Annotated in this window: 4 protein-coding genes; 2 read left to right on the top strand and 2 right to left on the bottom strand. The window is 67.7% G+C overall.

Annotated elements, in window-relative coordinates:
* Both parC and B3547_RS19770 read left to right on the top strand, forming a co-directional pair.
* Positions 1 to 2,046, top strand: a 2,046-nt coding sequence (gene parC, locus B3547_RS19775; RefSeq protein ID WP_292966253.1) for a DNA topoisomerase IV subunit A, incomplete at its 5' end; no start/stop codon positions are given.
* A 104-nt stretch (positions 2,047 to 2,150) separates the two neighbouring features.
* Positions 2,151 to 2,924, top strand: coding sequence for an SDR family NAD(P)-dependent oxidoreductase (locus tag B3547_RS19770; RefSeq protein ID WP_292966250.1), 774 nt, complete (start codon positions 2,151 to 2,153; stop codon positions 2,922 to 2,924).
* Positions 2,925 to 2,962: 38 nt separating this feature from the next.
* Here the strand turns inward: B3547_RS19770 and B3547_RS19765 are convergent, their stop codons facing one another.
* Together B3547_RS19765 and B3547_RS19760 are read right to left on the bottom strand one after the other, a co-directional pair.
* Positions 2,963 to 3,301 carry a hypothetical protein gene (locus tag B3547_RS19765; protein WP_125956598.1) on the bottom strand — a complete coding sequence of 113 codons (339 nt, stop codon included), beginning with the start codon at positions 3,299 to 3,301 and terminating at the stop codon, positions 2,963 to 2,965.
* A gap of 66 nt (positions 3,302 to 3,367) precedes the next feature.
* A complete protein-coding gene (locus tag B3547_RS19760) occupies positions 3,368 to 5,443 on the bottom strand; it encodes a protein-disulfide reductase DsbD family protein (protein WP_292966245.1) in 2,076 nt (691 codons plus the stop codon).
* Positions 5,444 to 5,683: the final 240 nt, after the last annotated feature.

The raw sequence follows: 5,683 nt of genomic DNA, 5'->3' as shown, positions 1-5,683 counted from the left end.
GGCAAGTATCACCCGCACGGCGATGCCTCGGTCTATGACGCCATGGTCCGTCTCGCCCAGGATTTCGCTCTGCGCTATCCGCTGGTCGAAGGGCAGGGCAATTTCGGCAATATCGATGGCGATAACGCCGCCGCCTATCGCTACACCGAAGCGCGATTGACGCGCACCGCGATCCGCCTGATGGCGGGGCTGGACGAAGGCACCGTCGATTTCGTGCCGACCTACAACGGGGAAGAGGAAGAGCCGGAAATCTTCCCTGGCCTGTTCCCCAACCTTCTTGCCAACGGCGCCAGCGGTATCGCCGTGGGCATGGCCACCAACATCCCCAGCCACAACGTGGCAGAGATTGTCGATGCCACGCTGCTGCTGATCGACAACCCGCATGTCGAACACGCGCAGTTGATGGAAGTGTTCCACGGGCCGGACTTCCCCACCGGCGGTGTGGTGGTGGACAGCGCGGCCGCTATTTCCGCCGCCTATGAAACGGGGCGGGGACCGATCCGTGTGCGCGGGCGCTTTTCCACCGGGCGCGGGGAGGACGGCGCGTGGGAGGAAACCGGCGTCGAGAAGCTGGGCAGCGGGCAATGGCAGCTCGTGGTCAGCGAAATCCCCTACATGGTGCAGAAGGGCAAGCTGATCGAGCAGATCGCCCAGCTGATTGCCGACAAGAAGCTGCCCATTCTGGAAGATGTGCGCGACGAGAGCGACGAGCATATCCGGCTCGTGCTCGTGCCCAAGAGCCGCAATGTCGATCCGGAGCTGCTCAAGGAGTCGCTCTACCGGCTGACCGATCTCGAAACGCGCTTCGGTCTGAACCTCAACGTACTGGATTCGCGGCGAACGCCGGGCGTGCTGGGACTCAAGCTGATCCTCCAGGAATGGGTCATCAGCCAGATAGACATCCTGCTGCGCCGCACCACGCACCGGCTGGAAAAGATCGCGGCGCGGCTGGAGCTGCTCGAAGGCTACATCATTGCCTATCTCAACCTCGACCGGATCATCGAGATTATCCGGACCGAGGACGAGCCCAAGCCGGTGATGATGGCGGAATTCGGCCTGACCGACCGGCAGGCCGAGGCGATCCTCAACATGCGGCTGCGCAGCTTGCGCAAGCTGGAGGAAATGGAACTGCGCAAGGAGCGCGACGAACTGCTGGCCGAGCAGGACGATCTCCAGAAGCTGCTCGACAGCCCGGCGCGCCAGCGCACGCGGCTGAAGCGCGATCTGGCCGCGCTGCGCAAGGAATATGGCGAGGATACCCCGCTGGGCCGCCGCCGTACCACCATCGCCGAGGCCGCGCCGACGCGCGAATTCAGCATGGACGCGATGATCGAGAAGGAGCCGGTGACGGTGATCCTTTCGCAGCGCGGCTGGATCCGGGCGGCGAAGGGGCATCTCCCGCTCGATGGCGATTTCAAGTTCAAGGAAGGCGATGGTCCCGCCTTCGCGCTCCACGCGCAGACCACCGACAAGCTGCTGTTCGCGGTGGATAATGGCCGGTTCTATACGCTGGGCGCGGATAAGCTGCCCGGCGCGCGCGGCTTTGGCGAGCCGATCCGCACGATGGTCGATATCGATCCCGACGCGCACATCGTTGCCGTCCTCCCCTATCGCGCCAAGGGGCAGCTCCTGCTGGCGGCGAACAGCGGGCGCGGCTTCGCGGCGGAGATGGACGAACTGCTGGCCGAAACGCGCAAGGGGCGCGGCGTGGTCACCACCAAGCCCGGCGTGAAGCTGATCGTGGTGCGCGAAATCGCGCCCGAACACGATCACGTCGCCGTGGTGGGCGACAACCGCAAGCTGGTGGTGTTCGCGCTCAGCGAAGTGCCGATCCTGGCCAAGGGGCAGGGCGTGGCGCTCCAGCGCTATCGCGATGGCGGCCTCTCCGATGCGATCACGCTGCGGCTGGAGGACGGCCTCTCGTGGTCCATGGGCGGCGAAAGCGGGCGGACGCGGACCGAGCGCGACCTGATGCTGTGGAAGGTGGCGCGTGGCGCGGCGGGCCGGATGCCGCCGACGGGCTTCCCGCGCGACAACAAGTTCTGAAGCGGGCGGCTGATACAGCGCATTTCGGATTCGCGGCGGCTCCGCCGATGTGTTAACCGGCCGGTTAAATCATCGGCCTGATGATACATCGGAAGGAGAGGACGTTGGACAAGCCCCGCTATTCGCTCGAAGGCCGTATCGCGCTGGTCACCGGTGCGTCGTCCGGGCTGGGCGCGCATCTGGCGCGGCTCTATGCCACCGCCGGCGCGGCGGTGGTGCTGGGCGCGCGGAGAGTGGAGCGTACGCAGGCGCTGGCCGATGCCATCAAAGAGGCGGGCGGCCGCGCGTTGTCGGTGGCGATGGACGTAACCGACGAAGGCTCCATCGTGGCCGCGTTCGATGCGGCCGAGGCCGCCTTCGGCGCGCCCGACGTGGTGCTGGCAAATGCCGGCCTGGCCGAAGCGGGTCGTTCGATCGATCTTGAACTTGATCGCGTAAGCCGCGTGATCGAAACGAATTTCACCGGAGTTTACCTGACCGCGCGCGAAGGCGCCCGGCGCATGATCGCGGCGGGATCGAAGCAGAGCGAGCGCGGGCGGATCATCCTGACCGGATCGATCACGGCGGACATGACCGGGCAGGGCGATTCCGCCTATGCCGCAACCAAGGCGGCGGTTGCCCATCTCGGCCGCCAGTTCGCGCGCGAATGGGCGCGGCTGGGGATCAACGTCAACGTGATCCAGCCGGGCTATATCCGCACCGAGATCGATGGCGACTGGTTCGACAGCGAAGGCGGCAAGGCCCAGATTGCCAGCTGGCCGCGCCGCCGGCTGGCCGATGCCACGGTGCTGGACGACATGGCGCTGTTCTTCGCCTCGGACGCTTCCCGCCAGGTGACGGGCGCGCATATCTCACTGGATGACGGGCAGTCGCTTTAGGGCGGCGTTGGGGCAGGTCTACCGCGGTCTGTTCCGCTTTAGCGGAGCCGGGCTCCTGCCAGAACGCGAACCGGATCGCCGTTTTCGCGGAACGACAGAAACAGGAGGTAGGGCAACAGAAAACCGGCCCCGCCAAAGAATGCCACGAGCGCAAGAAACAGCCCCCCTGCCGAAAATCCGTTTCGCCACGCGGTCCAGAGAGCGGAGAGAACGAGAAAGCACAGGAAATCGAGGTTGAACTGGCCGGGCCAGGAAACCGTTGCGATGTCGCCGAAGAAAATGGGCAACAAGCCCATGCCATGGCGCGCAATCACGAATACCGTGTAGCCCGCGAGCGTGACCCAGAGGCCCAGCAGGAGAGTGCGGAACGCCTTCATGCCGCCAGCTTGCCATTGGGTGCGGCAGTCCGCAATCCCGCCGTGGCGGTAAGCGCCGATCCGGCGCTACTTCCCTGCCGGCAGCCCGGCGAGCAAATCAGGTGTCAGCACTTGCGGCAACGGACGGGGTTCTCCGCCGCCGGCCGGATACCACAGGTAGAGCGGTACGCCAGCCGCGCCCTGCGCGGTGAGGAAGCGGCTGATGGCGGGGTCGCGACGGGTCCAGTCGCCCACCAGCACCACAACGCCGGCCTTGCGGAAGGCATCGCGCGTGGTTTCGCGTTCGATCGCCACACTCTCGTTGACCTTGCACGAGAGGCACCAGTCGGCGGTGAAATAGGCGAACACGGGCTTGCCCGCCTTGCGCGCTTGCGCGAGCGTGGCTTCGCTGAACGGCTGGGCGTCCAGCTGCCCGGCTTCCGCGGTGCCGCCTGTGGCGCTAACCGTGCGGGGCAACAGGATCACCGCTGCCGCGGTCAGAGCGATCGCGGCCAGGGTGCCGGCGAGCGGGCGGCGTCCGTCCCGTTGCTCGCGCCGCACGAGATAGAGCGCGCCGACCAGCGCCACGGCGAGGATCACGGTGAGCAGGCCGAAGGTGCCGCCGCCCAGCCGCCAGGCCAGCCAGAACAGCGCGAGCAGGGTAAGGCCCATCGGCACCGTCATGGCGCGGCGGAACGTCTCCATCCAGCCGCCGGGCCTGGGCAGCAGGCGGCGCAACGCGGGAACGAAGCCGATGGCGAGGAACGGCAGGCCAAGGCCGAGGCCCAGTGCGGCGAAAATCGCAAGCGCCGCCCACCACGGCAGGACCAAGGCCGCGCCGACCGCCGCCGCCATGAACGGGCCGGTGCAGGGCGTGGCGACGAACGCGGCGAGCAAGCCGGTGCCGAACGCGCCTTTGGCGCCGGAGGAACCGGCACCGGGCGCACTTTCGAGCGAGAGGCCCGGCATCTCGTAAAGCCCGGCGAAATTGGCGGTGATCGCGGTGGCGAGCAGGACCAGCAGCGCGACGACCCACGGTTCCTGCAACTGGAACGCCCAGCCCACTTCCTCGCCGGCCGCGCGCAGGGCGAGCATCACGCCGCCCAGCGCCATGCAGGCGAGCATGACGCCGGCGGTATAGGCCATGCCTTCGACATGGGCCTGATGGTTGTTGCCGCGCGCCAGGGCCAGCGCCTTGAGGCTGAGGATCGGGAAGACGCAGGGCATCACGTTGAGCACGAGGCCGCCCGCCAGCGCGCCGAGAATCGCGGTGAGCAGCGTTGCCAGCGAGAAGCCGGCGGCCGCCGTCCCGCCGACCGGCGTGCCGCCTTCTGGCACTGGCCCCGCGCGCGCGACCAGCGCGATGCCGCCCGCGTCTCCGCCCAGTGCCAGAACGCCTGAAAGCGTGGTCGGCTGTTCGGCAGATGGCCCCTTGGCGCGACCGAGTTCGGCGATCAGCGTATCGCCGTGCCGGTAGAATTTCTGCGCCGCGGCGTAATCGGCCAGTCCTTCGGAGGCGACGAAGAAATGCGGCTGGCCGATCCGCGCGCTCGCCGGGAACGGGATGGCGATGCGCAGCGCCTTGCCGGTGAAGGCAAACGTGCCGGCGCGGTCGAGCGGGGCGGGCAGCGCGGCACGCCAGCCGGCGAAGCGGGTGTCGGCCGTGCCAGCGGTCCCCACGGTCACCGTGCCTTGCAGGTCGGCCTCTTCGGGCACGCAGATCTGGTCGGTACAGGCGAGCCAGCGCGCCTTGGCGGCGATGGGCAGCGTGGTGCCGGGCTTTGCGTCCCGGGGCAGCGTCAGCGGCACGAGCACGGCGTAGTCATGCTCGTAGACGTGGTTCATCAGGCCGGAAAGCAACAGCGTCTGCGGCACGGGGAATTCGGGCGCCTCGGCCTTCGCGCCGGCGGGCAGCGTCCAGTCGAGCGAGAGGCCGAAGCCGGCATCGCCCGGATTGGACCAGTATCCGTGCCAGCCTTTTTCGGGCTGCATCAGCAGCGCGAGCGTGACCGTCTCCCCCGGAGCGGCTGGCTTTTCCGCCAGTAGCGAAGCCTGGATGTGGTTGGCCAGCGCCGCAGAGGGCGCGCCCAGCAGGGCAAGACATACCGCCGTCACAAAAGCGGTTATGGTACGCAGGGTTAGCAACGAAGCCACGGGACGCATGGACCGACCGGACAAGAGGGAATGAGCATGTCTCAGCCCCCTTGCGCCGCAGCCGGCGTGGGGCCTAGACGGGGTCTAGGGTCAGTGCCTGTCCAAGTCCAGTGCGCGCCCTTCTGGAGTTCCTGAGTGCCCATGATCCGCTGCAACAAGATCGCCCTGCTGCTCGCTGCCGCCGCGCTGCCGTTCTCGCCCGCCGCCATGGCCCGGCCGGCCAAGGCGCCCAGGCCTGCTTCGGCCCCG

The sequence above is a fragment of the Novosphingobium sp. UBA1939 genome (assembly GCF_002336885.1).
In the GTDB taxonomy this organism is placed as follows: domain Bacteria; phylum Pseudomonadota; class Alphaproteobacteria; order Sphingomonadales; family Sphingomonadaceae; genus Novosphingobium.
This window is presented reverse-complemented; position numbering and strand designations above follow the sequence as displayed.